This is a genomic window from Erythrobacter sanguineus (assembly GCF_900143235.1).
GTDB classification, from domain to species: Bacteria; Pseudomonadota; Alphaproteobacteria; order Sphingomonadales; family Sphingomonadaceae; genus Erythrobacter; species Erythrobacter sanguineus.
The window spans coordinates 84,957-111,497 of the sequence record NZ_FRDF01000009.1 but is presented as its reverse complement, the minus strand read 5'-3'; the positions used below and the strand labels follow the sequence as shown (position 1 = coordinate 111,497).

Below are 26,541 nucleotides of genomic sequence, written 5' to 3'. Positions count from 1 at the left end.
CAGCCATGAACGGGTTGCGGATCAATTCCGCCCCCCGGATCAGCGCGAACGAGCAGGCCGGACCGGACGGCGTTGGCCAATCGGCACCGCGCGGCCCGATCAGACCGCGACAGCCAGTTCGGTCGCCTGTTTGATCGCGCGTTTGGCATCCAGTTCGGCCGCTTCATGCGCGCCGCCGATCAGATCGACATTGCCCCCCCGGGTCAGCAGTTCATCATACAACCCGCGCGCCGGTTCCTGCCCGGCGCACACGATCACGCTATCCACCGCCAGCGTGCGCGGCGCGCCATCGATCAGGATATGCAGGCCATCGTCGTCGATCCGCTGATACTCCACCCCGGCGATCATCTGCACCCCGCGCCGTTGCAGGGTGATGCGGTGCGTCCAGCCGGTGGTGCGGCCCAGCCCCTTGCCCACCGCGCTGGCCTTGCGCTGGAGCAGGAACACCTCGCGCCCGTTGGAGGCGACCTCGGGCACCACCCCGGTCACCCCGCCGCGCGGGTGGTTGCGGAAATCGATCCCCCATTCGCGCGCAAACACATCAATATCGAGCGCTGCCGAAGTTCCGGCATGGGTGATCAGTTCCGCAACATCAAACCCGATTCCGCCTGCCCCCATGATCGCCACTGTCTTGCCGACAGCGGCCTTGCCGGTGATCACATCGACATAGCTTGCGACCTTGGGATGGGTGATCCCGTCAAGCTGCGGCGTGCGCGGAGTGATGCCGGTGGCAATCACGATCCGATCATACCCGCCCGCCAGCAGATCATCCGCCGACACCCGCGTGCCGAGCCGCAAGTCCACCCCGTGGAGTGCGATCATCCGCCTGAAATAACGCAGGGTTTCGTCAAATTCCTCCTTGCCGGGAATGCGCCGCGCAAGGTTGAACTGCCCGCCGATCGCATCGGCGGCATCGAACAGCGTGACCTTGTGCCCGCGTTCCGCAGCGATGGTGGCAAAGGCAAGGCCCGCAGGCCCCGCCCCGACCACGGCGATTCGCTGGGCTGCGTCTGCGGGACGGATCGCGATCTCGGTCTCGCGGCAGGCCCGCGCATTGACGAGGCATGACACCAACTGGCCAGTAAAGGTGTGATCAAGGCAGGCCTGATTGCAGCCGATGCAGGTGTTGATTTCATCCTCGCGGCCCGTCCGGGCCTTGTTGACCAGTTCGGCATCGGCCAGCATCGGCCGCGCCATCGACACCAGATCGGCATCGCCGCGCGCCAGCACCGCTTCGGCCACGTCGGGCATGTTGATGCGGTTGCTGGTGATCACCGGGATCGACAGGTGCTGGCGCAGCCGCCCGGTCACCCCGGCAAAGGCGGCGCGCGGCACCATCGTGGCGATGGTGGGCACCTGGCTTTCGTGCCAGCAGAAATGGGTGCTGATCACATCCGCGCCCTCAGCCTCCAGCGCCTTGGCAAGGCTGACGATCTCGTCCCACGCCATGCCGCCATCCAGCATGTCCATCGCGGCAATGCGGAAGATCAGGATCATGTCGGGGCCGATCGCAGCGCGCACCCGGCGCACCACTTCGACGGCAAAGCGCATCCGGTTGTCCCAGCACCCGCCCCACCGGTCGCTGCGCTGGTTGGTCTTTTCGACAAGGAAGGTGGAGATGAGATAGCCCGCCGATCCGATGATCTCGACCCCGTCATACCCCGCCGCGCGCGCCAGGGCGGCGCAATTGGCAAAGGCGGCGATCTGTTCCTCGATCCCGGCTTCATCCAGTTCAATCGGGGTGCGCGGCGACAGGCGCGATTTGACCGGCGATGGGCCGACCGGCTCTGCAACATTGGCAATCGGGCCGGAATGCAGGATCTGCATGCAGATCTTCACCTCGGGATCGGCGGCGTGGACCGCATCGGTCACCGCGCGGTGCATCGGCACTTCGTCAGGCTCGCTCAGCTTGGCACCCCTGCCGCCGCTGGGGTGGGGGGTAATGCCACCCGTGATGATCATGCCGACCCCGCCCTTCACCCGTTCCACGAAATAGGCGGACAGACGCTCGGCAGCGTCAGGCACATCCTCAAGCCCCGAATGCATCGAACCCATGATGATGCGGTTCTTGACCACCTGCTTGCCCAGCCTGAGCGGTGAGAAAACGTGTGGGTAACGGGGATGCGTCATCGTGGTGTCCATCTCAGTCAGGCTTGTATTGTGGAGCGCGCTTTTCGAGAAAGGCGTTCATGCCTTCCTTGAAATTGGGGCTGGCGGCAGTCATCAGCTGGTTGCGGTTCTCGATCGCCATCGCCGCCTCAAGGCTCGGCGCGTCGATCGCGAGGTTCAGCCCTTCCTTGGTCATCCGCAGCCCCATCGGCGATGCCGCCAGCAGATCATCGACATAGGATTGCGCGGCGGCTTCCAGTTGATCATCGGGCACCACCTCGCTGACCAGACCCGTGGCAAGCGCACGCGGAGCATGGATGAACCGCCCGGTCAGCATCAGTTCGGCCGCAACCGATCCGCCCACCAGCCGCGGCAGGAAATAGCTCACTCCCATGTCGCAGGATGACAGGCCGATCCTGATGAAAGCGGCATTCATCTTTGCGCTTTCTCCTGCGATGCGGATGTCGGATGCCAGCGCAAAGGCAAACCCCCCGCCACAAGCCGCCCCGTGGACCAGCGCGATGATCGGCTGCGGGCAGCGGCGCATCTTCACATAGACATCCGCCAGATGCCCCTGAAACCCGAACCCGCCGCCATAGGGATCATCAGCCCGATCGCTTTCGCTGCGATCCTTGATGTCCAGCCCGGCGCAAAACGCCCGCCCGGCCCCGCGCATCACCACCACCCGCACCGAACGATCATTGTAGAGGCTGCCGAAATAATCGCTCAGCTCATCCACCATCGTCAGCGACAGCGTATTGAGCGCATCGGGCCGGTTGAGCGTCAGCCAGTCAGTCGCGCCGCGCCGTTCGACAATGATGGTGGTGTAGTTTCTGGCCATGGCGTTCTCTCCTGCAACTGCCGTGCTGACCGCGGCCATTTGCATACTGAACAGCATCCGGCATGCAACCACGCCAGCAGGCTAGACGCTTGCGAACGCATCTTGAAGGCAGCAGATATGATAGGCCCGGAACGGCGTGGCCCGGGTGGCCGGGGCACGCAACCAGCGCCGATGCGGGCACGGACCTGAAGACATGGCCGCAAACCATCATTATGGACACGCGGATGGCCCGGCTGATCCTGTTCAACAAACCCTTTGGGGTCTTGTCGCAATTCACCGATCGCGGATCGGAGACAGTGCGTTCGACCCTATCGGATTTCATCCCGGTCAAAGGCGTTTATCCCGCCGGACGGCTTGATCGCGACAGTGAGGGGCTGCTGTTGCTGTGCGACGACGGGCGGCTGCAGGCGCAGATCGCCGATCCGCGGTTCAAACTGCCCAAGACCTATCTTGTGCAAGTGGAAGGCGACCCGCAGGAACAGGATCTGGAACCCTTGCGAAAAGGCGTCCGGCTGAAAGACGGCATGACCCTGCCGGCAGAGGTTTCCCGCATTGACGCGCCCGACCTGTGGCCGCGCGATCCGCCGATCCGCCAGCGCAAGTCCGTGCCCGATAGCTGGCTTCAGCTCACAATCCGCGAAGGACGCAACCGGCAGGTGCGGCGCATGACGGCGGCGGTGGGCCTGCCCACCTTGCGGCTGGTGCGCTGGTCGATCGGCGATTGGACTGTCGCCGGGATAGCGCCGGGCGCGTTCGCGGAGATGTCTGTCTAGGCGGGTGTTCCAGCCTGCGGCATCGCCATGCCCTCAATCCTCCAGATCAAAGGCAAGGCATCCTGTATTGAACAGCGCGGTGATCAGCTCCAGCGTTGCCGCTGAACTGTTGGGGGCCACGGCAAGTTGCGCTTCGCCGCAGATCGCTTGCGCAAAACCGGCCGTATCCTCGGCGCAGGCAAAACACTGCCCGTCGGCAAACAGCATGATCGATGATGCCGTTTCGCGAATGAAGGAAAACCGGCTGGCGGGATTGCGGACCAAAGGCCTGCCCTCTGACAGCCACTGCCTGATCTCGTCGACACCGGCCGGATGGTCAGGCCGCCAATCGATCTCGGGGTTTTTCGGGGCGGTGTTGAACTGCCCGAACCAGCGGGCGAACCGGCTGCGGTCAAGCAGCGTCTCGGCGATCATGTGTTGCAGCCGCGTGATGGCTTCGGCGCTGATTTCCCCGGGATTGTCCTGCTGCGCCAGATGCGGATCGGTATAACGGTCACTGTCGGACAGTTCGGGCACCATGTCATCGGCCCAGGCCTCGATCAGCTCGCCGCGCGAAGGCGCACGAAAGCCGATCGAATAGGTCATGCAATCATCGCCGATGGCCGTGCCGCGGTGGGCGACGCGCGGCGGCACGTAGAGAATATCTCCCGGCTCCAGAATCCATTCCTCGGTGGCCCTGAAATCGGCCAGCAGGCGCAATCCGTCATGCCGCAGCAAGGGCGTTTCATCATCGCACAGCGGCCCGATTTCCCAGCGGCGCCGGCCCAGACCCTGCACCAGAAACACGTCATAGTGATCGAAATGCGCGCCAACCCCGCCGCCGTCGACGGCATAGCTGACCATGACATCATCGACCCGCCAATTGGGCACAAAGCGAAACTGGTCGAGCAAGGCCGCGACGCTGGCAACATGATGGTCAACCGACTGGACCAGCAGCGTCCAGGGGTCCCGGCCCGCCTGCGCAAAGCGGCTTTCCGCAACCGGGCCATGTTCGAGCTCCCAGGCGTGTTCCCGGCGCGTGATGATGCGCGATTCGACCAGCGGTTCGCAGGCGAGGCCGGCCAGTTCGTCAGGCTCCACCGGGTTGGACCAGCCATCCCATGGCGATCTGATCAACAGCGGTTTCTGCTGCCAGTAATCCTGCAGGAAGGCGGCAACATCGAAATCCCGCAAATCCATCCTTGCGGCTGTCACTTGCGGTTTTTGCGTGCGGCATAGCGCGCATCGCGCGCCGCCTTCAGCTCCGCTTCGGTGCGCTTTGCCGGGGCAGGCTTTTCGCTTTCGCGTCTGGCCTCTGCCTTCTTTTCATCGGCCAGGCGCTGCTTTTCCTGTCGCGCCTCACGGACTTTCGCGGCCTTGGCCTCGGCCAGCGCTTCGCGTTCGGCGCGCCGTGCTGCCCGCTGGGCCAGTTCGGCTGCGTCCGGCTGGGGCGCTGCCTTCATCTTTGCCAGAGCCTTTTCCTTCGCCTTGGACGAGGCAGCTGCCCTGTCCTGAAAGCTTGGCGCCTTGTAGCCTTTCATGGATATCTACTCCTGCCGGGGTGCGGATCGCAGCACGGCGTGTTCATGGGAAATTCGGTAATTCACGTGACGGGCAGAAACCTTGCCACTGGGGGTTTTTGGGGTCTGGTGAAGCCCGGTAATGCCCCACCATCATCGATCGCCCATCAGACAAGCACCGCCTGACGTCAGCCGGTGGCAGCGACGATCAACACGCCCTGCGCCCGCCACTAGCGCAAGAACGCTGGAAGGTGAAGGCCAGCGTGCAGAACCGGCCCAGCCTTGCGATCCTGTGCGTGACGGGCCGGGGGCGGGTTGGGTTGCGGACGTTGCGAAGACCCGATCGCAATCCTTTATGGACGCGCTTTCTTACCACTGATAAGATTTTGAGTGTCCTGCGGTCGCGTGCACGGCGTCTATCCAATGACGCTGCAAATCATTCCGTCATTGGGCGTAATACCAATGTTCGATGAGGTTGACTCATCGAACCTTGGTATAGGCCCGTGCGGCGCTTAAACATTTCCAGCGCGTGATGCGTTAGCATCTTGGCGCGCTGGTATAAGGCATCGACACGGGGAATTCCGGTCCGGCACGCAATCGGTTGCAGCCGCCGGCCAGCGGTCCGGCAATCAGGACGCGGTGACATCCTCGGCGTGCTTGTTCACCAGCTTGAACGCCTTTTCATACCACTCGGTGCCGGGATAATTCGCCCCAAGCACCGCGGCATATTTCACCGCTTCTTCCGGAATGCCCAGCGCAAGGCTGGTTTCGGTCATGCGGTAAAGCGCCTCGGGCGTGTGGCTGGTGGTCTGGAACGTCTCGATCACGTTGCGGAACCGCATGTCAGCGGCGAGCCACAGGCCCATGCGCTGATAATGGCGCCCGATCTCCATCTCCTTGCCCGCAAGGTGATCGACCACCAGATCAAGCTTCAGCCGCGCATCGGCGGCATATTCGGTCTGCGGAAAGCGCCGGTTAACCTCGCGCAGCGCGGTCTGCGCCTGTTCGGTGATCTTCTGGTCGCGGTTCACATCGCTGATCTGCTCGTAATAGCTGAGCGCGATCAGGTAATAGGCGTAGGGCGCATCCTTGTTGCCCGGATGGATCGACAGGAACCGCTGCGCGTTCTGGATCGCCTTGTTGTAATCGCGCGCGATGTAATAGCTGAAGGCGCTCATCAGCTGCGCGCGGCGGGCCCAGGGCGAATAGGGGTGCTGACGCTCCACCTCGTCGAACAGGGCTGCGGCGACAAGCGTGTTGCCCCGGTCAAGCCGCCGCTGCGCCTCGGCATAGAGCGATTCGACATCTCGCGCGACATAGGCGACGTCCTTGCCAGCGGTGCTTCCCCCGCAGGCCGAAAGGGTGGCAAGGGTCGCGCCCAGCAGGGCCGCGCGCGCGATACGGGAGTGGAACAAGGTCGCCATGGCGCGCTCTATAACGGGCTGCGCGCTGAACGCCAAGTGAAGGCGCACCGCCCGCGCGCCCCTCCCCCGATTTTCCTACTCGGGCGTTTTGTGGTGCAAACGGTTGCGACAGCAACCGCAAGGGCGACTGCCCGCCCGCAGCGGGTGCAGCTCTGCTGCACGCATAGCGAGGATGCGCCCGTGCAGGCGGGTGCACAAACAAGGACTCCCATGACCCGCAAAGCCGATCCCCGCGCCGCCCGCCTCCCCGTTCCTGCGGGCGAGCTGCCCCCCTTCGCCCCCGTCCCGCGCCAGTGCCAACGCCACGATGGCTGGACCCCGGCCCGCCAGTGCGCCTTCATCGAGGCCCTCGCCGACACCGGATCGGTCGCCGCCGCGTGCAAGGCGGTGAACATGAGCGAGCGCGGCGCCTACCACCTGCGCCGCCAGCCCGGTGCCGAGGAATTCCGCCACGCCTGGGACATCGCGCTCGACCTCGGCGTGCGGCGGGTCGAGGACGTGGTGATGGACCGCGCCCTGAACGGCGTGCAGGAACCGCTCTATTCCTATGGCAAGCTGATCGGCACCCGCACCCGCTATAATGACCGGCTGCTGATGTTCATCCTGCGCAACCGCGCGCCCGACCGCTTTGGTGCGCGGATCGACGGCGGCAGCGCCAGAGGCCTCAACGCGGTCGGCAAGATGGAGGCCGAGCGCCTAAAACAGCAATGGCGCAAGGAATGGGAGGCAGAGCAGGCGCGCGTCTCCCCGCAAGAGGTGCGCGCCAGCATCGACCGCAAGATCGCCGATATCCGCGCCCGCAGCGAGGCCAGGTGGCAAAGCGAATGGGAAAGCCTCTCCGAGGAAACCCGCGCCGCATGGACCGCCTTCGAGGCCCTGCGCAACCGCGACCTCGACGCCATGCGCGCCGACGAAGACCTGCGCCGCCGGCTGCGCTTCGGCCCGAAAGAGGATGTGCCCGCGCTGCGACCCGAGGATGTTCGGCGCGTGCAGCCGCCGGAGCCGGAGGTGGCTAAGACGCGGTGGACGTTGAAGGATGAGAATTTCGATCCTTGATGCGACGCAATCCTCCCCTGCAAGGGGGAGTCGAAGACGGACCGCTTGCGGGTCAGCGGGACCATTCAAGGATGGTGGAGGGGCGGGTGAGGCTGCTTGCAAGCCGGAGGAAGCAGCGTGCGAGTGGAGGGGTGTGCCCGTCTAGTCGCACGCTGCAGTTTCGAAACAACGAAGGGGAGGCAAGCGGCCTAGCGCTTCTGCCCCTTAGTCTGGTCTTGCCCAAGTGCAGAAGCGGCAACGCTTTTGATCTGGGCCTTGGTCGGATTGGCGATTTTGCCAGAGAGAATGCCTGACGCGACAGTTGAGACTTTACTTGAGGTCTGACGTGGTGGCGGTTTGGCCATGATAAATGCTCCATATTTTGACATTGATAAACTTATCGCTGTAAACGGAGCCGCGGTCACGTCGCGAAAGCGACGCGCCCACGGTCCTTAGCTTAGGCTAATCTCCGGGCCATAGACCACATGGCGCACCTCCTTTCCTCCGGGAAGGACTCTCGCGCGTTGCCGCCAAGCATTGGCGCGCGAAGTCAGGGATAACGGGGCGGCTGACGATTATTCGTCAGCCGCCTTTTTCGTGTCTGTGCAAATCATGTCGGAAGTTGTCTCCTCCAAGAACTGAGACAAATCCAAGAACTGAGACAAAACGCTAGGGGTCCGATTTGCGCCGAACCACTAGATGATGAATCAGTGGACGACTCCCGTCAACGGGCGATTAACGCTTAAGTCACCATGCCAGACCGGTGAAACCCAGGTGTCACACCCGCGACGCGTGGAACAAGCTTGAGTCGCGAACGCCGCAAGCCCCAAATTGAATCTGTGAAGAAATATATGGTGAATGAATCATTCGAATCCACCGATGAGTCTTTTGCACCGAGAGCGGCAAGAATCTTGCGGTGCGCGATAAATAGGCTTTGCGACTAGTCGACCATTTACTTATCGAGATCGGTGATTGCGCATCCGATTATGTGCTCGATTGTTTGTAGAGATGTTGGCAAAGAGCCGTTGTAAAGACAATCCTTGCGCGCACGCCAGATTCAGGCCCACCCCCGGGCCCCTCCCGCTAGCGGGAGCGGAGAAGTGTGGCATCGTCTTGCCTTCATCTAACAAAACTGGCGCTGCGAGCCTTGCGCGCCCCTCCACCACCTTTGGTGGTTCCCCTCCCCTTGAGGGGAGGATCAAAGGTCAGCCACGACAAAGCCGCGGCCATGACGTCGAAGGGCTCGGTCGGGCTTAGGCGCGGGGCTTCACTCATCCCCCATCCGCCACCGCTCGTCCGCTCTGGCGGAACAGCCCCCCGCACTGCCCCGTTCCTGTAAAAGCAACAGCAATTACAGGAGCTTATATTATGTTACTAACACGAACCCCGCTCGCCCTTGCCGCCGCGCTCGGCTTGTCCGTATCGCTTGGCGCGTGTGCCACCTCCACGCCCTACCAATCAGCGGAAGTCGCCGGGCAGGAGTTTGGCTACTCGAGCGAAATGCTCGGCGCGGACCGTTACCGCGTCAGCTTTTCCGGCAACGAAGCGACTTCGCGCGAGACGGTCGAGAACTATCTGCTCTACCGCGCCGCCGAACTGACCCGCCAGAAGGGGTATGACGGCTTTTACATCGTGCGCAATGAGACGCAGGCCGATGTCGATATCGATACCGTGCCGACCGCCTATCCCGGCTGGGGACCGACCTGGAACTATTACGGCGCGGGCGTTGGCTGGAACACCTTCGACCCATATCTGGGCACGGCCTTCCCGCTCCAGCGTGTCACCGCGAGCGACCAGTACAGTGCCTCGGCAGTGATCGAGATGTATCGCGGCCAGCCGCCGATGGGCGCGGACAACCCGATCTCCGCCAGCGCGGTGATGGCACGACTGGGCGATAACGTGCAGATGCCGGAAGCCTGATCGCAGGCAAAATGAAAGAACGGCAGCCACGGCAAAGCCGCGGCCATGACGTCGAACGGGCTGGCCTGCGGCCACCCGCCGGCCGGAGTTACAGCCACTCGCTTCTAGCTAGTCGATTGCTGCGCAATCGCCTGCGCTAGGCGCGGGGCTTCACTCTTCCCCCATCCGCAGCGCAGCAATAAACGCCTCCTGCGGAATGCTCACATTCCCATACTCGCGCATCCGCGCCTTGCCCTTCTTCTGCTTGTCCAGCAGCTTCTTCTTGCGCGAGATATCCCCGCCGTAACACTTGGCGGTCACGTCCTTGCGCATCGCGGCGATGGTTTCGCGGGCGATGACCTTGCCGCCGATCGCGGCCTGGATCGGGATCTTGAACAGGTGGCGCGGGATCAGGTCTTTCAGGCGTTCGCACATGCCGCGCCCGCGTTCCTCGGCCACGTGGCGGTGGACGATCAGGGACAGGGCGTCCACGGCTTCCGCGTTGACGAGGATGTTCATCTTCACCAGATCGCCTTCACGCAGGCCGATCTGTTCATAGTCGAAGCTGGCATAGCCGCGTGAGATCGACTTCAGCCGGTCGTAGAAATCGAACACCACTTCGTTCAAGGGCAATTCGTAGGTCACCTGCGCGCGGCCGCCCACATAAGTCAGTTCGGTCTGGATGCCGCGCCGGTCCTGACACAGTTTCAGGATAGAGCCGAGATATTCGTCGGGGGTGTAGATCACCGCCTTGATCCACGGTTCCTCGATCACCTCGATCCGGTTCACATCGGGCCAATCCGCGGGATTGTGGATGTCGATGACCTTGGCATCCTCCATCTTGGTGTGGCCAAGGTGGATGCGATACACCACCGATGGCGCGGTGGTGATGAGGTCAAGATCATATTCGCGGCTGAGGCGTTCCTGAATGATTTCAAGGTGCAAGAGGCCAAGGAACCCGCAGCGGAAGCCAAATCCCAATGCGGCGCTGGATTCCATCTCGTAGGAGAAGCTGGCGTCGTTGAGCCTGAGCTTGCCGATGCTCTCGCGCAGTTTTTCAAAATCCGCCGCGTCCACCGGGAACAGGCCGCAGAACACCACCGGCTGCACTTCCTTGTAGCCCGGCAGCGCCTCTGTCGCGCCGTTTTTCACGGTGGTGATGGTGTCACCGACGCGGGCCTGCTCCACCTCCTTGATCTGGGCGGTGATGAAGCCGATTTCGCCGGGGCCAAGCTCACCCAGGTCGGTGCGTTTCGGCGTGAAGCAGCCGACCCGGTCAACAAGATGCTGCGTCCCGCCCTGCATGAAGCGGATGTTGAGGCCCTTGGTGAGCTTGCCGTCGATCACGCGGACGAGGATGACGACGCCGAGATACGGGTCGTACCAGCTGTCCACAAGGCTGGCGGTGAGCGGCGCGTCGATCCGGCCCTTGGGCGGGGGGATGCGGGTGACCACCGCTTCGAGCACGTCTTCGATGCCGATGCCCGATTTGGCGCTGGCCAGAACGGCGTCAGAGGCATCGAGACCGATGATCTCCTCGATCTCGTTGCGCACTTTCTCCGGCTCGGCAGCGGGAAGATCGATCTTGTTGATGACGGGGACGATTTCGTGGTCGTGATCGATCGACTGGTAGACATTGGCCAGCGTCTGCGCCTCAACCCCTTGCGCCGCGTCCACCACCAGCAACGCGCCCTCGCACGCGGCAAGGCTGCGGGAGACCTCGTAGGCGAAATCGACATGGCCGGGGGTGTCCATCAGGTTGAGCTGATAGGTCTCGCCATCCTTGGCGGTGTAGTTGAGGCGCACGGTCTGGGCCTTGATGGTGATGCCGCGCTCTTTCTCTATATCCATGTTATCAAGGACTTGCGCAGACATCTCGCGCGCGGTGAGACCCCCGGTGAACTGGATCAGCCGATCGGCAAGGGTCGACTTGCCATGGTCGATATGGGCGATGATGCTGAAATTGCGGATCTTGGAAAGGTCGGTCATTATCAAACGCGATTAGCGCCGCACCGCAGCGATGTCATTCGAGAAAAACGCAACACTCCAGGGCTGCAATTCAGGCGAACTCGCCGCGCGCCGTGGATGCATAGCAGAACTTGGGCGCGCCGCCCTGATCGATCAGCCCTCCCATCATGCCCTGATAGCTGCCCGGTGCCAGCGCGGCGAGCGGCGCTCCAGCCGAGGCCAGCGCATAGGGCGAAACCCGGTTGCGGGTGCATAATCCGCCCGATCCGTCATCGACCAGCGACTGTTCGAATTCGAGCCCCTGCGTATCGCCGCTCGATCGGATGACTGTCGCCACGGCAAGCTGCCCGCCGCCAAGATCGACCACGAACTGCGTGCCCTTGGGCACATCCGTCAGCCCCTGGATCAGCGCGCCGGTCCGCGACAGGTTGCGCAAGGTCACCTCATAGGCATAGTCATCGTGGAACACCTGGATCTTGCGGAACACGGTACGCCGCCGGGCGCGGCGGGTGCGGCGCTCGCCGGGATCGATCTTCCACATGTCTCCGGCCATTTCCTGTTCGACAATCCCGGCATCGACAGGCTCGCAGAAGATCGGCCCCTGCAGGTAACGCACGCCGCATTCGCCAAGCGCGGTCAACAGGCTGGCGCTTTCGATACCATTGGCGATCGTATCCATCTGCAGCGCGCCTGCCAGCGCGACGATCGCCCGCACCAGCCCCAGTTCATGGCTATCCTGGCGCTCGGCCTCGGCGACCAGCTTCTGATCGATCTTGATCATGTCGAACGGCGCACGGCGCAGATAGGCGAGCGACGAATAGCCTGAGCCGAATTCGTCGAGCGTCAACCGCACACCAAGCTTGAACAGACCGCCAAGCGTGCGGTCGACAATACTGCTATCGCCGAAGAACACCGCCTCGCTGATTTCCAGTTCGATCCGTGAGGCGGAAAGGCCGGCGGCCTCGATCGCCTCGCTCACCTGCTCGACAAAGCCATCGGCCAGAAACAGCGGCACCGGCACATTGACCGCGACGCGCACACTATCGGGCCACAGCGCCGCGCGGCGGCAGGCCTCGGTAATGGCCCATATCCCGACCTCGCCGATCTGGCTCGATCCTTCCACGATCTGGGCGAATTCCTCCTCGTCAATGACCCCGCGCGTCGCATGGTTCCAGCACACATGGGCTTCAAGCGCCTGCACCGATTGCGAGGCGGCATCGACGATCGGTTCGAACCGCAGGAACAACTGGTCTTCACGCAGCGCCTCTCCGAGGTGCTGTTCGAGCCGGCGGCGGAAAATGGTCTCGTTTTCGAGTTCGCCCGAGAAAAAGCGAAACTGTCCCCGTCCGCCATTCTTGGCGGCATAAAGCGCAAGATCGGCGGCGCGCACGATTTCATCGCTGGTGACGCCGTCATGCGGTGCAATGGCAATACCGACCGAGGCACCGATCACACAGCGCCCTTCCTCAAGGCTGTAGGGCTGGCGCAGCATGGCAATGATCCGTGCCGCAAGCTCGCCCAGCACCCCGCGATCATCAATATCGGGCAGCATCACCTGGAATTCGTCGCCGCCCAGCCGCCCGATCTCGCATTCGCGATCGATCGCGCGGGTCAGGCGTTCGGCCACCTGCTTGAGCAGTTCATCACCCGCCGCATGGCCCAGCGTGTCATTGACGTGCTTGAACCGGTCAAGATCGAGCATCATCACCGCGCAATTGCGTTTGGTCGCCTTGAACGCGGTCAGCGTGGTTTCGATCTGGTGCGCCATGCGATGGCGGTTGGAAAGCCCGGTGAGCGAATCATACCGCGCAAGGCGGGCGGTCTCCTCCTCGCGGTGGAATTCATCGGTGATGTCCGCGCCCGTCCCGCGGAAGCCTGCGAACCGTTCGCCCTGCATGAACACCGGCTGCCCGGCAAGGCGCAGCACCGGCCCGCCGGACTTGTGCGCGGCGCGCACTGCAAAACCGGAAAATCCCTTGTGCGCCCCGAGCATGAGCGAGAGCGAATTGACCCGCCCCTCGCGCTCGGCAGCGGTGAAGATCGCATTGACCGGCTGGCCCAGCATTTCGGCCAGCGGCATGTCGAGCCGTTCGGCAATGGCAGCAGAAATATAGGACAGGTTGCCGGCTTCATCGCTTGCCCAGAACCAACCGAGGCCGGATTTCTCGAGTTCGTCGAGCATGGCCAGCCGCTCGCCGTCCGACAAGGCCGAACCGACTTCGCTGCGCTGCGGACGAAAAACCCCGCTGCGTGATGACAAGAGACCCTTGAGGGACACCTTGAGCCAGACCTCCAAGCTTCAGACAGCCTCCGCGCGGTTGCGGATCCTGCCTTGCGTCACTCAGGGGTAAAGCCGGATGGTTATTTTTCCGCTAAAATCCGCGCCTGAAGGATATTGCCAACCGGCAAGCAGGGCGTTTTTGTTCAAGCTGAAGCGGGCGGAAAGGCAATGCCAAAGCGCCGCGCGGGCTGTTTGCGCCTTGCCATCCCCTTTGGCTTTGCCGTCCCCTTTGATCGCCAAGCGCCGTGACCTTTGCTGCTGAGGCGGGCGGGCGGCAATTACGCCGCGGTGGTTCCGGGCAGGGCCTCACGGTTCCTCAGCAGTGCATAAGAGCCATCGTTACGGCGCTTGAGCGGAAGGTGAAATTCAATCCCGACGCAATTTTCGCTCGACCAGCGCACCTGTCCGGTGATCGACTGGGTGGCACTGAAATCGACCCGCAGCACCTGACCCTGGGCCATGCTCCACAGCCCTTCGATCATCGCCCCGCCTTCGGAAATGTTGCGCAAGGTGGCGTTGTGGCGGACCCCCTTGTGCATCACCGCGACGCGGCGCAGCAGCACCTTGCGCTCGGCCCGCGCGGATTGCGGCCCGCTGGGTTTGGCGATCAGGCTGCCCGATGCCAGCGCGCCCGCTTCGGCTGCGTTCATCGGCGTGAAATAGATATGCCCCTGCACATGGCTGCAGCCGAGCAGTCGCACCAGTTCAAGCTCGTCATGGGTTTCCACCCCTTCTGCGGTGGTGTCCATCTGCAGCACTTCGGCAAGGCTTGTGATCGAGGCGATGATCGCGCCGTTGCGGCTGCCCTGCTCGCTCGCGCCGCGCACGAAGCTGCGGTCGATCTTGATACGATCGAAAGGCGCCTTGCGCAGATAGCCGAGCGAGGAATAACCGGTGCCGAAATCATCGAGGGCGAGCCGCACCCCCAGATCCTTGAGCGCCCGGAACATCGTCTCGATCCCGGCGGTATCGTTCAGGAACACGCTTTCGGTGATTTCCAGCTCAAGCCGCGCCGGATCAACGCCGCTATGCGCCAGCGCATTGGCGATGATGGTCGGCAATTCGGGATTGGCGAATTGCAAGGCGGAGACATTGACCGAGCAGGAGATGTTCTCCGGCCATTTGGCAAGGTCAGCGCAGGCCGTGCGCAGCGCCCATTGCCCAAGGCGGTCAATCAGGCCCGCATCTTCGGCAACCGGCACGAACTTGGATGGCGAAAGCGCGCCGCGCGTCGGGTGTTGCCAGCGCATCAGCGCCTCGAAGCCGACGATGGTCTCGCTCGCGGCATAGACCACCGGCTGATAGAATAATTGCAATTCGCCGCGCGCAACCGCGTCGCGCAGGTCCTGTTCCAGCGCGGCGCGTTCCTCCACCGCCGCGTGCAGATCCGCAGCATAGAACCGGCAACAGCCGCGCCCGGCATCCTTGGCCGCATAAAGCGCCAGATCGACATTGCGGATGATTTCATCGCAGGTCGTTCCGTCAACCGGTGCGCGCGCAATCCCGACCGAGGCACCGATCACCACGCTCTGGCCATTGACGCTGTAGGGTTTTGAAAGGCTGGTGATGATCTCCTGTGCGATCATTTCCAGCCGTGTGCGCGGCTGTTCGCCCGCAATGATCACCTTGAATTCGTCCCCGCCCAGACGCCCGCAGCGCCCCTGCGCGCCGATCACCCGTTCAAGCCGCTGGGCAACCTGTTTCAGCAGCGCATCACCCGCCGGATGGCCGAGGGTGTCGTTGACCTGCTTGAAGCGGTCGAGATCCAGCATCAGCACCGCGCAGGCGCGCTCGCGCCGGGCCGGCGCGGAAAGGATCTGCTCAAGCACCTGGCTCATCTGCACGCGGTTGGCGAGGCCGGTCAGCGAATCATAATGGGCAAGGCGCGTGACCTGCTGCTCGCTCCGGCGCTGCTCGGTCAGGTCGGTGCCATGGCCGCGGAAACCACAGAAGTTGTTGTAATTATCATAGACCGGGCGGCCGGTCAGCGCCCACCAGCGTTCTTCACCCGGCGCGGCAGCGCGGACTTCGACATCCTCGAAGGCGGAACGCGCGGAAAGGTGGAAGGAAAGCGTGCGCTCGGCCTCCAGCCCGCTGGCTCCCGGATTGACGATGATGCCGAGCGGCTGCCCGACCATTTCCGCCTCGCCGCGACCCAGCACCCGTGCGACCTTGGGGGAAATATAGGTCAGCAGCCCACGACGGTCGCTTTCCCAGAACCAGCCCTGCCCGCTTTCCTCGAAGCTTCTGAGGATATCCTCGGCGCGCGCGGCCACCCGTTCGCGGGCATCGCGCAAGACCCGGCGCCGTTCGGCTGCGCGCCATTCGATCCGCGCAATCAGCGCCAGCGTCGCCGCCATCCCCGCCAGCGCGGCCCAGGTGACAAGACCGGGCGCGGCCATTGCAAAACCCGCCCAGCTGGCAAGCTTGGCACAGAACAGCGAAACCATCCGTCCGGAAAACAGGATAGCGGCTGCCGCGTTGATGCACACCAGTGTCGCCACCGCCCATTGCCACGGCACCCCGGCCCCGATCCCCATCGCCAGCGCAAAGCCGGCACAGGCCATGGGCAGAACCACCGCAACCGCGACCAGCATGGTCTGCAACACCCGGTGCTTGCCGGAATGGCGCTCGATCGCGGAGAAGATGCCCCCGGCAGCGAAAATCGTGACGGCGACAAGCGCGGCCAGCGCCATCGGCAACGACGGCATCTCCCGCATCATCACCGTGCCAATCGCTAGGGCGAAGAATATCGACACCGCCAGACCATGCATCTGGCGGGGAAGGTAGAATGGCCGGTCGAGCCCCAGTCCGGTCGCGTCCGTGCGCAGCCCCGCCACCTGCTCGGGCAGAAGCCGGTCCGGGGTACGGCGATCCTCCTGACGGCGCGGCCCGGACTGCTTGTCCCCGGCATCCGCCACCAGCGCCAGCGGGCGCCGTTCCGCGAGCGGAGGCGCCGCGCGGTTATGATCAGTGCGAAGGGTTGACCCTGACATGGGCGGGCAATGCCCTGCCACGCCTTGGAAAAGCGTGAATCGAAAGGGTAAACAAGACCTTTCTTGTGGCGCGGAGACCCAAATCTTGCGGCGCGGAGACCCAACCGCAGGGATTGACAGGTCACAGGCGCGTGATGCTTGCAAGTTGGGCAAGCTGGCTGCATCGTGTCAGTGGCGCAGCGCCGCACAAGAAAAACAGGCAGGAAAAGGGGATCCGATGGCAGACAGCGAAGTACGGCTCGAGAACGAGGCAGCCCAGTCGACCTCTGCGCTTGGGCCACTGATCGGCGTCGCCCGCGAGGATTTCGTCAGCGCGGTCGCGCTGCTGCTGCGCGAGACTGCCTCCGATCCGACCCGATTCATCCGCCACTCCACCGCGATGGCGCAGGACATGGTCAAGATCCTGACCGGCAAGAGCGAGCTCGCCCCCGACCCCAAGGACAAGCGGTTCATGGACCCGGCCTGGGCATTCAACCCGTTCTTCCGCGCAGGCGCGCAATATTACCTCGCGGTGCAGAAGGGGATGCGCAGCTGGCTCGAGGAGCTGGAGCTCGACGAGCTTGAGCGTAACCGTGCGAATTTCATCGCCAACATCATCCTTGATGGCCTTGCACCGACCAACACCCTCGCCGGCAATCCGACCGCGCAAAAACGGCTGATCGATTCCGGCGGGCTGAGCCTGATCAAGGGCCTCCAGAACGCCTATAATGATCTCGTCCATAACAAGGGCATGGTCAGCCAGGTCGACAAGCGCCCGTTCAAACTGGGCGAGAATGTCGCCACGTCCAAGGGCGCCGTGGTGCTGCGGACCGAGATGATGGAGCTGATCCACTACGCCCCGACCACGGACGACGTGTACGAAATCCCCCAGCTCACCATCCCGCCGCAGATCAACAAGATGTACATCAACGATCTGTCGCCCGATAAGTCGGTGGTGAAATGGCAGGTCGACAACGGCATCCAGACCTTCGTCATATCGTGGCGCAACCCGACCAAGGAGCAGGGCCGCTGGGGGATGACCGATTACGTCCATTCCTGCCGCGAGGCGATGGAGGCGGTCGCGGCCATCACCGGGGCGAAGAAAGTTAATGTTTCGGCCGGCTGTTCGGGCGGGCAGACCGCCGCGATGCTGGCATCGAAGCTCGCCGCCGACGGATCCGACCTGCTCGGCACCCTGACGCTGATGGTCTGCGTGCTGCACCCCAAGGCAACCGATATCGAGGCCGGATCGCTGGTGTCCGAAAACGGCATGAAGCTCGCCCGCCAGCGCGCGCAGAAGGCCGGCGTGATCAAGGCGGATGATCTGGCGCGGGGCTTTGCTTGGCTGCGTCCCAACGATCTGGTCTGGAACTATGTCATCAACAACTACCTGCTCGGCGCCGATCCGCCGGCCTTTGACGTCTTGTTCTGGAATGCCGACGCGACCAACCTCTCGGCCAGCCTGATGGGCGATTTCCTGACGATCTACGAAACCCTCGCCTTCACCAAGCCGGGCGAGGTCGAGATGGTGGATCACAAGATCGACCTCAGCAAAGTCACATCCGATCTGTTCATCCTCGGCGGGGTAACCGATCACATCACCCCGTGGAAGGCGACCTATCGTTCGACCCAGCTGTTCGGTTCCAAGGACGTGACCTACGTGCTCAGCCAATCGGGCCACATGCAGGCGATCCTCAACCCGCCGACCAATCCCAAGGCCAAGTATTACGTCCAGAAAAAGAAGGGCAAGCTCCCCGCCACCCCCGACGCATGGCTGCAGGGCACCGAAGAGGTGAAGGGCAGCTGGTGGCCGGCATGGATGGAATGGGTGCAGGCGCGCTCTGGCAAGACCAAACCCGCGCCTGAAGCCCTGGGCAATGACACATATCAGCCGCTCGACCCGGCACCGGGACTCTACGTTATCGAAGAAGTCTGATATTGCAGTGCAGCGCAAGCGGTGCCGAGGGGGCAGCGCGGGCGTGAAATTTGATGTGGGCGCGCGCGTTAAGGGATCAACGCGCGCGCCCGACCCGCGCCGCATCAGGCGCACAGAAAGGACGGGTTTTTCGTGGCCAATGCAATGGACGACGCGGTCGTCACGATGGAAGAAGTGGGCGGCCGGACGCTACGGACTGCGGCATGGCGCCTCAATATGCCGTCCGATCATCTTCCGGTCCTGTTCTTCAACGGCATCGGCGCAAATATCGAGGCCGTGGCCCCGCTTGCCGCTGCCATGCCAGAACGCGGCTTCATCATGTTCGACATGCCGGGAACGGGCGAATCACCCGATCCGCTGATCCCCTACAACCCCTTCACCATGAGCTGGACCGCAGCCCAGTTGCTGGGGCGATACGGGCTTGAGGAAGTCGACGTCATGGGCGTTTCGTGGGGCGGCGCGATGGCGCAGCACTTTGCGCTGCAGCATCCGATGCGCACCCGCCGGTTGACGCTGATCGCGACCACGCCGGGCATGGTGATGGTGCCGGGCAATCCGGCGGCCTTCAGCAAGATGGCCGACCCGCGCCGCTATATCGACCCAGAATTCATGAACGAACATTTCGCCACGCTTTACGGCGGGGTCGACAAGGACGGGGCCGAACATCAGAAAGACAGCCATATCGGGCGGCTGAAGCCCCCTTCCCCGCGCGGCTACATGTATCAGCTTTTGTGCATGATGGGTTGGTCCAGCCTGCCTGCCCTGCCCTTCATGAGCAAGCAGACGCTGATCATGATGGGGGAGGATGACCAGATCGTGCCGCTTGCCAATGGCAAGATCCTGAAGGCGATGATACCCAATTCGCGGCTGCAGACATTCGAAGGCGGTGGCCACCTGTTCCTGCTGACCCACGCCGATGAAAGCGTGGCGGCAATCCGCGAATTCCTCGATGCGCCGGAAACGGAAAAAGAGGCGCGGCGAATGGCGGCGGCGTAAGCCAGCGGCGCGGGCTGCGCTTGGGCCGAGCCTGATGTTTTGCGTTGCAAGATCGTGTGATGCGGGTTTGCGCCAGATAGCCCGCTAGGCGACGGCGTTTGGCGCGTCGCAAGCGGCTGCGCTGTGTCTGACGTTGGGTGATTTTCTGTCGTTCTCCCACTTGTCGCCCCGTGCATGACACAAGGCTTGGCTTTCCGACGATCTTGCAGGCCAGCACGCTTTGCGACATGATCCGGGCCAATAAGGGAGAGAGAAAACATGGCGCATTACGACCTCATCATCCGGGGCGGCACGATTGTTGACGGCACCGGCGCACCCGGCTTCACCGGCGATGTTGCGGTGAAGGACGGGCTGATCGTCGCGGTCGGCACCATCAACGGCACCGCCGCCGAGGAAATCGACGCGACCGGCAAGGTCGTCACCCCCGGTTTTGTCGACATCCACACCCATTATGATGGGCAGGCCACCTGGGATCAGGAAATGGCCCCTTCAAGCTGGCACGGGGTGACCACCGTCGTCATGGGCAATTGCGGGGTCGGCTTTGCGCCTGCCAAGCCCGATCGCCACGAATGGCTGATCAGCCTGATGGAAGGGGTGGAGGACATCCCCGGCACCGCGCTTGCCGAAGGGATGACGTGGGACTGGGAGACCTTCCCCGAATATCTCGACGCGCTGGAGAAACTCCCCCGCACTGTCGATGTCGGCACCCATGTCCCGCACGGCGCGGTGCGGGCCTATGTGCTGGGCGAACGCGAACAGCCGGGCGCTGTGCCGACCGCCGAGGATATCGCCGCCATGTCCGCCATCGTCGAAGAAGGCGTGCGCGCAGGCGCGCTGGGCTTTTCCACCTCGCGCACGGTGCTGCACAAATCGGTCGATGGCGAGCTTGTCCCCGGCACCACCGCCACGCCCGAAGAATTGGTCGCCATCGGCAAGGCGATGGGCCGCGCCAAGGCCGCAGGCGGCCATGCCGTGTTCGAGATGGCGAGCGACCTCAAGCGCGAATGGAACGAATTTGCATGGATGGGCAAGCTGAGCCGCGAGGCCGGCATCCCCGTCACCTTCGCCGCGCTGCAATCCATCGCCAAGGAAATGCCGCTCGATGAACAGATCGCCCTGATGCGCGCCGAAAACGACAATGGCGCCAATATCGTCGCCCAGATCGCGCTGCGCGGCAATGGCATCATCATGGCGTGGCAAGGCACGGTGAACCCCTTCGCCTTCCGCCCGAGCTGGCAGGCGATCAAGGACCTGCCTTGGGATGCGCAGAAGGCGAAACTGCTCGACCCGGCGTTCAAGGCGCAATTGCTGGCCGAGGCCAATGATTATTCCGAGGCCCCGATGGACATCATCGGCGTGGTCATGGTGATCACCCAGGGTTGGGCGCTGCAATATGAGATGGACCCGGATTTCGATTACGAGCCAGCGCCCGAGGCAAGCGTCAACGCCCGTGCCCGCGCGGCGGGGATGGACGCGCAGGAATATGCCTATGACCTGCTTTGCGCAGGCGATGGGAAGGGATTCATCTACCTGCCGATCCTCAATTATGCGGAAGGGAACCTCGATTTCCTGCACCCGCTCCAGCACGCAGAAGACACGGTGAATTCGCTGTCGGATGGTGGCGCGCATTGCGGGACGATCTGCGATGCGGCCTCGCCCACCTTCATGCTGGAACATTGGGTGAAGAGCCGCAGGCGCGGGGAACGGATCAGTCTGGAGCAGGCGATCAAGCGGCAGTGCCGCGATACCGCACTGCTGTACGGGCTGGAGGATCGCGGGGTTATTGCGCCGGGCTATCTGGCTGACTTGAACGTGATCGACATGGATGCACTGAAGCTGGGCAAGCCGTGGCTCGCCTTTGATCTGCCCGCTGGCGGCAAGCGGTTGCTGCAGAAGGCCGAGGGCTATGTCGCCACGATCAAGTGCGGCGCTGTGACCTTCCGCGGTGGGGCTTGGACCGGCGAAACCCCCGGCGGCTTGATCCGCGGCCCGCAGCGGGTCGAGATGGCCGAAGCGGCGGAATAATCCGCCGCTTCGCCGCGCCCTGTCAAGGCTCGATCACGATCCCCTTGGCCGGGTCAACCTTGCCGCCGAGCATTTCGAGGAACACCGCGCGCGCCTCGCCAAGACCCTTGTGACGCTCGATCGTGATGGTGCCATCCGCCGCCGCGAGGAATTCGCGCCATGCGGCCGCGACCAGCTTGCCGCCTTCTTCGGCCCCGTGCGCCTTGAAGAAGGCGACGGCGTGATCGGGCGCGAAGAACAGGGCGGGTTTCGGGCCCGGCAGCGGTTCCCCGCCGCCAAAGGTCGAGCGGGCTTCGATATGGGTCACGCCGACCAGCGCCGAATGGGCAAGGGCATCTTCGAAGTGGCGGTGCACCCGCGCCAGCAGATCGGCATTGCCCGCAAAATCAACACTGACGCTGCGCAGCACGGGCAGGCGTTCCAGATCATCATAGGCGATGACATCGTCATACAGCCCGCTCGCTTCGACAAAGGTGACATTGCCCTTCGATGTGAGTCCGATACGCCGGATGCCGGGCGATTGCTGCCGCGCCACGCTGGCAAGGCCCATCGCGGTCTTCGATGAGGCGCTGGTGACCACCAGTTGCTCGGCCCCGAACCAGTTCTCGCCGCGCAGGAAGTATTCGATCAGGAACCCGGTGCGGAACAGCGGGCCGAAGATCATGCGTTCGGCCTCATGCGCCGGGTCATGCTCCGGGTCGGCCGCAAGTCGGGTGTAGCTGTTATAGACCGGGCTCATCGGCTGGCGGTAATCGGTGGTGTCGAGAAATCCGCCGGGGCTGATCTTGCCGGGCCGCACATCCAGATGGCTCGCCATCGGCAAATAGCCATAGACCCGCTCGCCCACGGCGATATCGGGGTGCCGGCTTTCGATCACCTGCGCATGACCCCACATCGGCACGATGCCCATGCCGGCGGGAGCAGGAAAGAAATCCCAATATTTGAACCCGTCGCCCACCACCGCATAGGTGATGTTGTTGGCAGTGACCGAGAAACTTTCCACCGCGAACCGAACGGCGCCTTCGGCCAGAGGGGCGAGCGGCACTTCGGCCAGCGTCGCATCGTTCAGAGCGGCTTTGCGGACATGGACTTGAGTGATGGTCATTTTGGTCTCCTCTTGCCCCCGCTCTAACCGCTTACGGTTCGCTTTCCCAGCGGGTTGCGATGATCGACGGGCGCGCACGGCAGGTGCCGAGCCAGGCATGAAGTCGGTCACACTGGACGATGCCAGCCCCGCCCTGCGGAGTCAGTTCCAGCCCACGCAGCACCGGATAAAGAAACACGTCGGCAAGCGTGAATCCATCCAGCGCCGTCCACCCACCATCAATGCTCAACTCGGCTTCGAGAAAGCCCAGCGCGCGGCTGATCTGCGGCAAGGCCCGGTCGATTGTGTCACGATCAAGCGGAAAGCCGCCAACGCGGTGCATGATCCAGGGCATGACCAGCCCATGTTCGAACAGTGGAAACAGGTAGTTGTTGGCAATCGCGATCCACTTGTCCATCAGCGCCCGCGCAGCAGGGCCTGCGGGCTGGAGCGCGCCTGTGTTGTGGGCATTGTCGATATAGTGGGTGATCGCGACGCTCTCGATAAGCTCGAGCCCGTCGACCTCCACCACCGGCACCTTGCCGAACGGATGGCGATTGGCGGTCGAATGCGCGGCGGTGGCCGTCACCGCATAGGCAAGCCCCGCTTCCTCGCAGGTGATCTGGATAATGCGGGTATAGGTCGAAATGACCGTACCGAAAATCCGAACCTGCGGGACGGCTTCGGCGCCTGCGGGCATCACACCCGCATCGGCATCAGCACGTAAAGCGCCGGGCTGGCCTCGTTCTCGCGGATCAGGGTCGGTGCGCCGGCGTCCGCGAGGTGAAGTTCAACCGTCTCGGCATCGATCTGACCGAGGATATCCTTGAGATAATTGGCGTTGAACCCGATCTCCATGCCTTCGGCCTTGTAGTCCGCTGCCAGTTCCTCGGCCGCGGTGCCGTTGTCGGGCGAGGTGACCGACAGCGTCACCCGATCATGGTCGAGCCCGATCTTGACCGCGCGGGTTTTCTCGGTAGCGATGGTCGCCACGCGGTCCACGCCCGAGAAAAACAGCTTGGGATCAACCTTGAGCAGCTTGTCATTGGCGGTCGGGATGACGCGGCTGTAATCGGGGAAGGTGCCGTCGATCAGCTTGGAGGTCAGCATCACGCCGCCCTCGCCGCCAAGCGCGAAGCGGATCTTGCTGGCCGACAGATCGATCAGCACATTGCTGTCCAATGCTTCATCCAGCAGCTTGCGCAATTCGCCCACGGCTTTGCGCGGGACGATCACGTCGGGCATTCCGGCAGCGCCTTCGGGGCGCGGCAGGGTGAAGCGGGCAAGCCGGTGGCCATCGGTCGCCGCGGCCTTGAGCAGCGGCTCGTCCTCGTCGGTCACATGCAGGAAGATGCCGTTGAGATAATAACGTGTTTCCTCGGTTGAGATAGCGAAGCGAGTGCGGTCGATCAGCTCGGCCAGCACGCGGGCGGGCAGCTCAAAGCTGGTCGGCAGATCGCCTTCGACGATCACCGGAAAATCATCGCGCGGCAAGGTTGGCAGCTTGAAGTTGGAACGGCCCGCCTTGACCTCCAGGCGGTTTTCGCTGGTCGTCAGGCTGACCTGGCTGCCTTCGGGCAGCTTGCGGGCAATATCGAACAGCAGATGCGCCGAAACGGTGATCGCGCCCGGTTGATCAACCGAGGAGGCCGACATCGTCTCTACCACCTGCAGATCGAGGTCGGTCGCCATCACGCGGACAGAGCCGCCGTCGCTTGCGTCGATCAGCACGTTAGAGAGGATCGGAATGGTATTGCGCCGCTCTACCACCGATTGAACATGGGAAAGGCACCGCAGCAGCGTCGCGCGTTCGATCGTGGCCTTCATCGCTTGTCCCTATCGTTCCTGTGTGTGGCGCAGGAGCCGCGAGGAATCGCACCCAAGCGCCGGAAAGTGCATGAAACCTTAGCGCAGCCGAGAATACGGGCAAGCTGGCGGCTTTACGAGGGGCCACGCGGCTGGGGATAAGGGGAAAACACTGCCCATCTTAATACCCCAGCATCGCCATCCCGCCGTTCACGTGCAACGTCTCCCCCGTGACATAGGCGGCTTCGCGGCTGGCGAGGAAGGCGACAGCTGCGCCGATCTCGCTGCCTTCGCCCATCCGGCCCATCGGGATGCGACCATTGATGGCCGCCTGCTGCTTTTCATCAAGCGCCGATGTCATTGCGGTGCGGATGAATCCCGGCGCGACGCAATTGGCCGTGATCCCGCGACTGGCGACTTCCTGGGCAAACGCCTTGGTCATGCCGGTGAGGCCCGCCTTGGCCGCGCAATAGTTCATCTGCCCCGGATTGCCGGTCGCACCAACCACGCTGGTGATGTTGATGATCCGCCCGAACCGCGCCTTCATCATCGGCTTGGCCGCGGCGCGCATCAGGCGAAAAGCGGCTTCGAGGTTGATGCGGATCACCTGATCCCATTCATCATCCTTCATCCGCATGCCCAGATTATCGCGCGTGATTCCGGCATTGTTGACAAGGATGTCCATCGTGCCGAGCGTATCGAGCATCGCCGGGATCAGCTCTTCGACCTGCGTGGTGTTGCCCAGATCGCAGGTAATCTCGACATGGCCATCATGATCGTGGTGAGCATAGGTTTCGTTGAGTTCATCGCGAAACGCCCGCAGCTTGGCCGCGTTGGAGCCCGACAGCGCCAGACGCGCGCCCTGACTGGCGAGCGCGTGGGCAATGCTCGACCCGATCCCCCCGCTCGCGCCGGTGACCAGCGCATTCATGCCTTTGAGTGAGAACATCACGCCATCTCCTTCGCAAACGCCTCAAGTTCGGCCATCGTGACGAGGCTCGTCACCTGCGCCTCGCGGTCGATCCGGCCGACCATCGGCCCCACCACCTTGCCGCCCAGTTCGACGAAGCTTTCCACCCCATCGGCGCGCATGGCAAGCACGCTTTCGCGCCAGCGCACCCGGCCGGTGACCTGTTCGACCAGCAGCGCGCGCTCCGCATCGGGGTCGGTAACGGGCGCGGCGGTGACATTGGCATAGAGCGGCAGAGTGAACGCCGCAGGCGGCGTTTCGGCCAGCGCCTCGGCCATGCGCGCGGCGGCCGGTGCCATCAGCGAGGAATGGAATGGGGCCGAGACATTGAGGATCATGCCGCGCTTGATCCCGTATTCCTTCACCAGCGCCACCGCCCGTTCGATGGCGGCAGTATGCCCGGACAGCACGACCTGCGAGGGGTCATTGTCATTGGCAACGTCACACACGTCACCCTGTGCCGCCGCCTCAGCCAATGCCTTGGCCTGGTCGATATCGGCACCCAGCAGCACCGCCATGGTGCCTTCGCCCAGCGGAACGGCGGCCTGCATCGCTTGCCCGCGAAGCTTGAGCAGGCGCGCTGTGTCAGCGAGGCTGAAAGCCCCGACCGCGCACAAAGCGGTGTATTCCCCGAGCGAGTGGCCCGCGACGCAGTGGCCCTGCGCGGTCAGCGCCACGCCGAAATCGCGCTCCAGCACGCGCACAGTGGCCATTGCATGGGCCATGATCGCAGGCTGGGCGTTCTCGGTGAGGGTGAGCTGATCTTCCGGCCCTTCGCGCATCAGCGCCGAAAGCTTCTGCGACAGCGCTTCGTCGACCTCGCCAAACACATCGCGGGCGGCTCCGCTCGCTTGCGCCAGCTCAGCGCCCATGCCGACTTTCTGGCTGCCCTGTCCGGGAAAAAGAAACGCGCGCATCAT

At 63.4% G+C, this 26,541-nt stretch carries 20 protein-coding genes; 6 read left to right on the top strand and 14 right to left on the bottom strand.

Annotated elements, in window-relative coordinates:
* Positions 1 to 99 precede the first annotated feature (99 nt).
* Both BUA05_RS08945 and BUA05_RS08940 read right to left on the bottom strand, forming a co-directional pair.
* The gene (locus BUA05_RS08945; protein ID WP_072674439.1) at positions 100 to 2,130 is read right to left on the bottom strand and encodes an NADPH-dependent 2,4-dienoyl-CoA reductase; all 2,031 of its coding nucleotides are present in this window, start codon (positions 2,128 to 2,130) and stop codon (positions 100 to 102) included.
* 13 nt (positions 2,131 to 2,143) lie between these two features.
* A complete protein-coding gene (locus tag BUA05_RS08940; RefSeq protein ID WP_072674441.1) occupies positions 2,144 to 2,950 on the bottom strand; it encodes an enoyl-CoA hydratase/isomerase family protein in 807 nt (268 codons plus the stop codon).
* 224 nt (positions 2,951 to 3,174) lie between these two features.
* Here BUA05_RS08940 and BUA05_RS08935 point away from each other — a divergent pair, with 224 nt between their 5' ends.
* The gene (locus tag BUA05_RS08935; RefSeq protein WP_072674437.1) at positions 3,175 to 3,723 is read left to right on the top strand and encodes a pseudouridine synthase; all 549 of its coding nucleotides are present in this window, start codon (positions 3,175 to 3,177) and stop codon (positions 3,721 to 3,723) included.
* Positions 3,724 to 3,756: 33 nt separating this feature from the next.
* On the opposite strand, the gene BUA05_RS08930 is transcribed toward BUA05_RS08935, so the two are convergent.
* The 3 genes from BUA05_RS08930 to BUA05_RS08920 all read right to left on the bottom strand — a co-directional run bounded on the left by BUA05_RS08930 (position 3,757) and on the right by BUA05_RS08920 (position 6,646).
* Positions 3,757 to 4,902 carry a cupin domain-containing protein gene (locus BUA05_RS08930; RefSeq protein WP_072674323.1) on the bottom strand — a complete coding sequence of 382 codons (1,146 nt, stop codon included), beginning with the start codon at positions 4,900 to 4,902 and terminating at the stop codon, positions 3,757 to 3,759.
* Between the two features lie 11 nt (positions 4,903 to 4,913).
* Positions 4,914 to 5,243, bottom strand: coding sequence for a DUF6481 family protein (locus BUA05_RS08925; protein ID WP_072674322.1), 330 nt, complete (start codon positions 5,241 to 5,243; stop codon positions 4,914 to 4,916).
* Positions 5,244 to 5,851: 608 nt separating this feature from the next.
* Positions 5,852 to 6,646: an outer membrane protein assembly factor BamD gene (locus BUA05_RS08920; protein ID WP_084662555.1), complete on the bottom strand. Its 795-nt coding sequence runs from the start codon at positions 6,644 to 6,646 to the stop codon at positions 5,852 to 5,854.
* A 210-nt stretch (positions 6,647 to 6,856) separates the two neighbouring features.
* Between BUA05_RS08920 and BUA05_RS08915 the strand changes: the two genes are divergently transcribed.
* Both BUA05_RS08915 and BUA05_RS08910 read left to right on the top strand, forming a co-directional pair.
* Positions 6,857 to 7,702, top strand: a complete 846-nt coding sequence (locus BUA05_RS08915) for a hypothetical protein (protein WP_072674318.1) — start codon at positions 6,857 to 6,859, stop codon at positions 7,700 to 7,702.
* Positions 7,703 to 9,049: 1,347 nt separating this feature from the next.
* Positions 9,050 to 9,601, top strand: a complete 552-nt coding sequence (locus BUA05_RS08910; RefSeq protein WP_072674316.1) for a CC0125/CC1285 family lipoprotein — start codon at positions 9,050 to 9,052, stop codon at positions 9,599 to 9,601.
* 150 nt (positions 9,602 to 9,751) lie between these two features.
* Here BUA05_RS08910 and lepA read toward each other — a convergent pair whose 3' ends face one another.
* The 4 genes from lepA to BUA05_RS08890 all read right to left on the bottom strand — a co-directional run bounded on the left by lepA (position 9,752) and on the right by BUA05_RS08890 (position 16,825).
* A complete protein-coding gene (gene lepA / locus BUA05_RS08905; protein WP_072674314.1) occupies positions 9,752 to 11,569 on the bottom strand; it encodes a translation elongation factor 4 in 1,818 nt (605 codons plus the stop codon).
* A 70-nt stretch (positions 11,570 to 11,639) separates the two neighbouring features.
* The gene (locus BUA05_RS08900) at positions 11,640 to 13,808 is read right to left on the bottom strand and encodes a putative bifunctional diguanylate cyclase/phosphodiesterase (protein ID WP_245790146.1); all 2,169 of its coding nucleotides are present in this window, start codon (positions 13,806 to 13,808) and stop codon (positions 11,640 to 11,642) included.
* 81 nt (positions 13,809 to 13,889) lie between these two features.
* The gene (locus BUA05_RS08895) at positions 13,890 to 14,069 is read right to left on the bottom strand and encodes a hypothetical protein (RefSeq protein ID WP_072674312.1); all 180 of its coding nucleotides are present in this window, start codon (positions 14,067 to 14,069) and stop codon (positions 13,890 to 13,892) included.
* 38 nt (positions 14,070 to 14,107) lie between these two features.
* Entirely contained in the window at positions 14,108 to 16,825 is a 2,718-nt protein-coding gene (locus BUA05_RS08890) for an EAL domain-containing protein (protein WP_072674310.1), read from the bottom strand.
* A gap of 217 nt (positions 16,826 to 17,042) precedes the next feature.
* On the opposite strand from BUA05_RS08890, the gene BUA05_RS08885 reads away from it, so the two are divergent.
* The 3 genes from BUA05_RS08885 (at position 17,043) to BUA05_RS08875 (ending at position 21,761) form a co-directional block, all read left to right on the top strand.
* Positions 17,043 to 18,740: a PHA/PHB synthase family protein gene (locus BUA05_RS08885; protein WP_072674431.1), complete on the top strand. Its 1,698-nt coding sequence runs from the start codon at positions 17,043 to 17,045 to the stop codon at positions 18,738 to 18,740.
* Positions 18,741 to 18,872: 132 nt separating this feature from the next.
* Positions 18,873 to 19,736, top strand: coding sequence for an alpha/beta fold hydrolase (locus BUA05_RS08880; RefSeq protein ID WP_245790145.1), 864 nt, complete (start codon positions 18,873 to 18,875; stop codon positions 19,734 to 19,736).
* A 258-nt stretch (positions 19,737 to 19,994) separates the two neighbouring features.
* The gene (locus BUA05_RS08875) at positions 19,995 to 21,761 is read left to right on the top strand and encodes an N-acyl-D-amino-acid deacylase family protein (RefSeq protein ID WP_072674308.1); all 1,767 of its coding nucleotides are present in this window, start codon (positions 19,995 to 19,997) and stop codon (positions 21,759 to 21,761) included.
* Positions 21,762 to 21,783: 22 nt separating this feature from the next.
* On the opposite strand, the gene BUA05_RS08870 is transcribed toward BUA05_RS08875, so the two are convergent.
* The 5 genes from BUA05_RS08870 to fabD all read right to left on the bottom strand — a co-directional run bounded on the left by BUA05_RS08870 (position 21,784) and on the right by fabD (position 26,538).
* The gene (locus BUA05_RS08870; RefSeq protein ID WP_072674307.1) at positions 21,784 to 22,866 is read right to left on the bottom strand and encodes a DUF2855 family protein; all 1,083 of its coding nucleotides are present in this window, start codon (positions 22,864 to 22,866) and stop codon (positions 21,784 to 21,786) included.
* Positions 22,867 to 22,897: 31 nt separating this feature from the next.
* A complete protein-coding gene (locus BUA05_RS08865) occupies positions 22,898 to 23,545 on the bottom strand; it encodes a glutathione S-transferase family protein (protein WP_072674306.1) in 648 nt (215 codons plus the stop codon).
* On the bottom strand, positions 23,545 to 24,672 hold the full coding sequence (dnaN, locus tag BUA05_RS08860) for a DNA polymerase III subunit beta (RefSeq protein ID WP_072674305.1): 1,128 nt from the start codon (positions 24,670 to 24,672) through the stop codon (positions 23,545 to 23,547). Before dnaN ends, BUA05_RS08865 begins: the two co-directional genes overlap by 1 nt.
* A gap of 160 nt (positions 24,673 to 24,832) precedes the next feature.
* Entirely contained in the window at positions 24,833 to 25,600 is a 768-nt protein-coding gene (gene fabG, locus BUA05_RS08855) for a 3-oxoacyl-[acyl-carrier-protein] reductase (protein ID WP_072674304.1), read from the bottom strand.
* Positions 25,600 to 26,538, bottom strand: a complete 939-nt coding sequence (gene fabD, locus BUA05_RS08850; protein ID WP_072674429.1) for an ACP S-malonyltransferase — start codon at positions 26,536 to 26,538, stop codon at positions 25,600 to 25,602. Before fabD ends, fabG begins: the two co-directional genes overlap by 1 nt.
* Positions 26,539 to 26,541 lie beyond the last annotated feature (3 nt).

Excerpts from the sequence above, each read along its gene's own strand:
- BUA05_RS08915 (WP_072674318.1), top strand. The coding sequence starts at position 6,857 with ATGACCCGCAAAGCCGATCCCCGCGCCGCCCGCCTCCCCGTTCCTGCG.
- BUA05_RS08945 (WP_072674439.1), bottom strand. The coding sequence starts at position 2,130 with ATGACGCATCCCCGTTACCCACACGTTTTCTCACCGCTCAGGCTGGGC.
- BUA05_RS08930 (WP_072674323.1), bottom strand. The coding sequence starts at position 4,902 with ATGGATTTGCGGGATTTCGATGTTGCCGCCTTCCTGCAGGATTACTGG.
- BUA05_RS08935 (WP_072674437.1), top strand. The coding sequence starts at position 3,175 with ATGGCCCGGCTGATCCTGTTCAACAAACCCTTTGGGGTCTTGTCGCAA.
- BUA05_RS08870 (WP_072674307.1), bottom strand. The coding sequence starts at position 22,866 with ATGACCATCACTCAAGTCCATGTCCGCAAAGCCGCTCTGAACGATGCG.
- BUA05_RS08925 (WP_072674322.1), bottom strand. The coding sequence starts at position 5,243 with ATGAAAGGCTACAAGGCGCCAAGCTTTCAGGACAGGGCAGCTGCCTCG.
- BUA05_RS08890 (WP_072674310.1), bottom strand. The coding sequence starts at position 16,825 with ATGTCAGGGTCAACCCTTCGCACTGATCATAACCGCGCGGCGCCTCCG.
- BUA05_RS08875 (WP_072674308.1), top strand. The coding sequence starts at position 19,995 with ATGGCGCATTACGACCTCATCATCCGGGGCGGCACGATTGTTGACGGC.
- lepA (WP_072674314.1), bottom strand. The coding sequence starts at position 11,569 with ATGACCGACCTTTCCAAGATCCGCAATTTCAGCATCATCGCCCATATC.
- BUA05_RS08865 (WP_072674306.1), bottom strand. The coding sequence starts at position 23,545 with ATGCCCGCAGGCGCCGAAGCCGTCCCGCAGGTTCGGATTTTCGGTACG.
- BUA05_RS08940 (WP_072674441.1), bottom strand. The coding sequence starts at position 2,950 with ATGGCCAGAAACTACACCACCATCATTGTCGAACGGCGCGGCGCGACT.
- fabD (WP_072674429.1), bottom strand. The coding sequence starts at position 26,538 with ATGCGCGCGTTTCTTTTTCCCGGACAGGGCAGCCAGAAAGTCGGCATG.
- BUA05_RS08885 (WP_072674431.1), top strand. The coding sequence starts at position 17,043 with ATGGCAGACAGCGAAGTACGGCTCGAGAACGAGGCAGCCCAGTCGACC.
- dnaN (WP_072674305.1), bottom strand. The coding sequence starts at position 24,672 with ATGAAGGCCACGATCGAACGCGCGACGCTGCTGCGGTGCCTTTCCCAT.
- BUA05_RS08920 (WP_084662555.1), bottom strand. The coding sequence starts at position 6,646 with ATGGCGACCTTGTTCCACTCCCGTATCGCGCGCGCGGCCCTGCTGGGC.
- fabG (WP_072674304.1), bottom strand. The coding sequence starts at position 25,600 with ATGTTCTCACTCAAAGGCATGAATGCGCTGGTCACCGGCGCGAGCGGG.
- BUA05_RS08910 (WP_072674316.1), top strand. The coding sequence starts at position 9,050 with ATGTTACTAACACGAACCCCGCTCGCCCTTGCCGCCGCGCTCGGCTTG.